Source organism: Kitasatospora sp. NPDC057500 (genome assembly GCF_042802195.1).
Classification (GTDB): Bacteria; Actinomycetota; Actinomycetes; order Streptomycetales; family Streptomycetaceae; genus Kitasatospora.
Window position 1 is genome coordinate 4,126 of record NZ_JBHVER010000115.1, and the last position, 2,697, is coordinate 6,822.

The window sequence follows — 2,697 nt, forward strand, 5'->3', positions numbered from 1 at the left end:
CGTCGACGCCCCACCCCATCCCCCCCATAACCGACAATGAACCCGTACCACCCCAGGGGCCCCGCCACCGAAAGGCCACCATGTCGGCAGCAGCACCAGGACAGATCCCCGTCCCCGACTGGCTCACCCGGAGCATCACCGCCACCCACCCCGCCGAGGCACCCAGCTGGCTGGCCGAGCTGCCCGCCCTCGTCGCCGCCCAGCTGACCCGCCTCGGCCTCACCCTGGACCGCGTCCTGGACCCCGGCGGCTCCCGGAGCCTCGTCGCCTACGTCCACCGCGACGACGACCTCACCCCCGCCACCCTCAAGGTCTCCCTCCGCACCCCCGAGACCGCCCACGAACCCGACGCCCTCACCACCTGGGCCGGCCGCGGCGCCGTCCTCCTCCTCGACGCCCACCGGACCCCCACCACCGACGTCCTCCTCCTGGAACGCCTCCACGGCGAGATCCCGCTCCGCTCCCTCGCCGAGCCCAAGGCCACGCTGGAAGCCACCAGCCTCCTCCACCGCCTCTGGCTCCCCCTCCCCCGGAGCGCGCCCACCCCTCCGCTCCCCACCACCCCTCCGCTGCCCACCTCCCCGCCGCCCGCCGAAGCACCCACCCCCGCCTTCCCCGACGAAGCCACCCCCCTCCTCACCGAGGCGCGGGAGACCGCCACCGCCCTCACCACCACCGCCACCGAGCGGTTCCTCCTGCACGGCGACTTCCACCACGGCAACGTCCTCGCCGCCGACCGGTCCCCCTGGCTGGCCGTCGCCCCCCGCCCCCTGGTCGGCGAACGCGCCTACGACCTGGCCCGCCTCGCCCTGGACCGCGCCGACACCCTGGTCGGCTCCCCCGGCGTCCCCGCCGCCGTCCGCCGGCGCCTGCACCAACTCGCCGAGGCCCTGGACGTCGACCGCGACCGCCTCCGCGGCTGGACCCTGGTCCGCGCCGTCGACCTCGCCCTGAGCGCCCTCGCCGCAGGACGCCGCCCCGAGGCCGAGCTCTACCTCGAGTTCGCCGGCGCGCTCTGAGCCGGACCGCCCCCGCCCGCCCCGCGCAACGGCAACGGCGCCCCCATCACCGCGTACCGCCGCTCCGTGTTCGGAAAGTGCACGGCCCGCGCGAGGTCCCGGTACCCCAGCGCCCGGTAGAGCCGCCGGGCCGGCGTCTCGGCGTCGATCGCCGAGAGGATGCTGCGGTCCATCCCGGACCGCCCGGTCAGCGTGCGGATCAGCGCCGAGCCGACCCCCCGCCCCTGGAACTCCGGCAGCACGTGCAGTTCGGTGACGGCGAAGACGTCGTCCAGCCAGTCCCCGTGCCCCCGCGCGACCAGGTACGGCTCGATCACCGTGCTCCACCAGTGCTCACGACGGTTGGGCATCCCGTACCCGAACCCGACCAGCCGCCCCCCGCCGAACGCCCCGAACGCGATCACCCCGGGCTGCTGCGCGTGCCGCCCGACGATGTGCAGCCGGACCATGACCTCCTCCGGTGTCAGCCCGAACGCCACCGCCTGCACATCGAGCGCCTGCGGAGCCCACGCCGCCAGGTCGATGGCCTCGACAGTCACCCCGCCCTGTACGCCCTGTCGCTCCATGTACCCGCCCCCGCCCCTCAGAACAGCACGCTCATGAACGCCCCGACCTCCTGGAACCCCACCCGCCGGTACGCGGCCCGGGCCCGCAGGTTGTAGTCGTTGACGTACAGCGAGACCACCGGCGCCACCTCCCGCAGCGCGACGTCCAGCACCGCCGCCATCCCGGTCTCGGAGAGCCCCTGCCCCCGGTGCCCGGGCGCCACCCAGACCCCCTGGATCTGGCAGGCCCCCGCCGTGACGGCCCCGATCTCCGCCTTGAAGACGACCTCCCCGTCCTCCCCGAACCGGGCGAACGAACGCCCGGCGGAGACGAGTTCGGCGACCCGGGCCTGATAGAGCAGCCCCCCGTCGCCGGCCAGCGGCGAGACCCCGACCTCCTCGGTGAACATCGCCACACAGGCCGGCATCAGGATGTCGATCTCATTGCGCCGCACCCTCCGCACCAGCGGATCCGGCGCGATCTCGGCGGACGGCACGCTCGTCGACAGCAGCGGCTGGTGCGCCCGGACCTCCCTGGCCGGCCCCCAACTGCGCTCCAGCAGCGCCCACAGCGCCGCCGTCGGCCCGGCCGGCCCGACGATGGAGGAGCAGCGGCGCCCCTGCCGCCGGGCACGCTCGGCGAAGGCCTGGACGGCCTGCGGTCCGGCGTCGACCAGCACCAGGTTGGCCCCCGCGTAGCAGAGCGCGTCGAGTTCGCCGTTCTCGTCGTACCAGCCCCACATCTCGCCGCCGAGCCGCCAGGGGTCGAGGCCGACGGCCTCCACCCGGGTGGCGACGAAGGCGTTGGCGACCGGGTCGCGGTGGAGGACGGCGAGGGCGTCGGCGAGGTCCGGGGGTTCCAGCACGCGGGTGGTCGCCAGGGCGCGGGCGGCCTGGAACGAGCTGGGGAGCATCACACCTCGATCGAGCATCGAGACAGCACCTTACTGAGACGACTCTGGCCGCACCCTACTCCCTGGCCCCACCCGGATACGGCCGCGGGGGGGGGCGCGGCCCGGCGGCCCCCCCCCGCGCCCGACACCGGGGGGGCCCCCCCCCCCCCCCCGGGGGGGGCGCCCGCGGGGGCGGGGGGGGGGGCGGCCCCGGGGGCCCCCGCCGCCCGCAGCGCGCGG

3 protein-coding genes are annotated in these 2,697 nt (G+C 75.9%); 1 reads left to right on the top strand and 2 read right to left on the bottom strand.

The window, feature by feature from the left end; all coding sequences use genetic code 11:
• Positions 1–80 precede the first annotated feature (80 nt).
• Positions 81–1,019 (top strand): aminoglycoside phosphotransferase family protein, encoded by a 939-nt coding sequence (locus ACFU74_RS23105; protein WP_380759706.1) that lies wholly within the window; start codon positions 81–83, stop codon positions 1,017–1,019.
• Here ACFU74_RS23105 and ACFU74_RS23110 read toward each other — a convergent pair.
• Complete coding sequence (locus ACFU74_RS23110; RefSeq protein WP_380759707.1) at positions 992–1,585, bottom strand: GNAT family N-acetyltransferase; 594 nt, start codon at positions 1,583–1,585, stop codon at positions 992–994. The genes ACFU74_RS23105 and ACFU74_RS23110 overlap by 28 nt on opposite strands.
• Positions 1,586–1,602: 17 nt before the next feature.
• On the bottom strand, positions 1,603–2,478 hold the full coding sequence (locus tag ACFU74_RS23115; RefSeq protein ID WP_380759732.1) for a GNAT family N-acetyltransferase: 876 nt from the start codon (positions 2,476–2,478) through the stop codon (positions 1,603–1,605).
• Positions 2,479–2,697 lie beyond the last annotated feature (219 nt).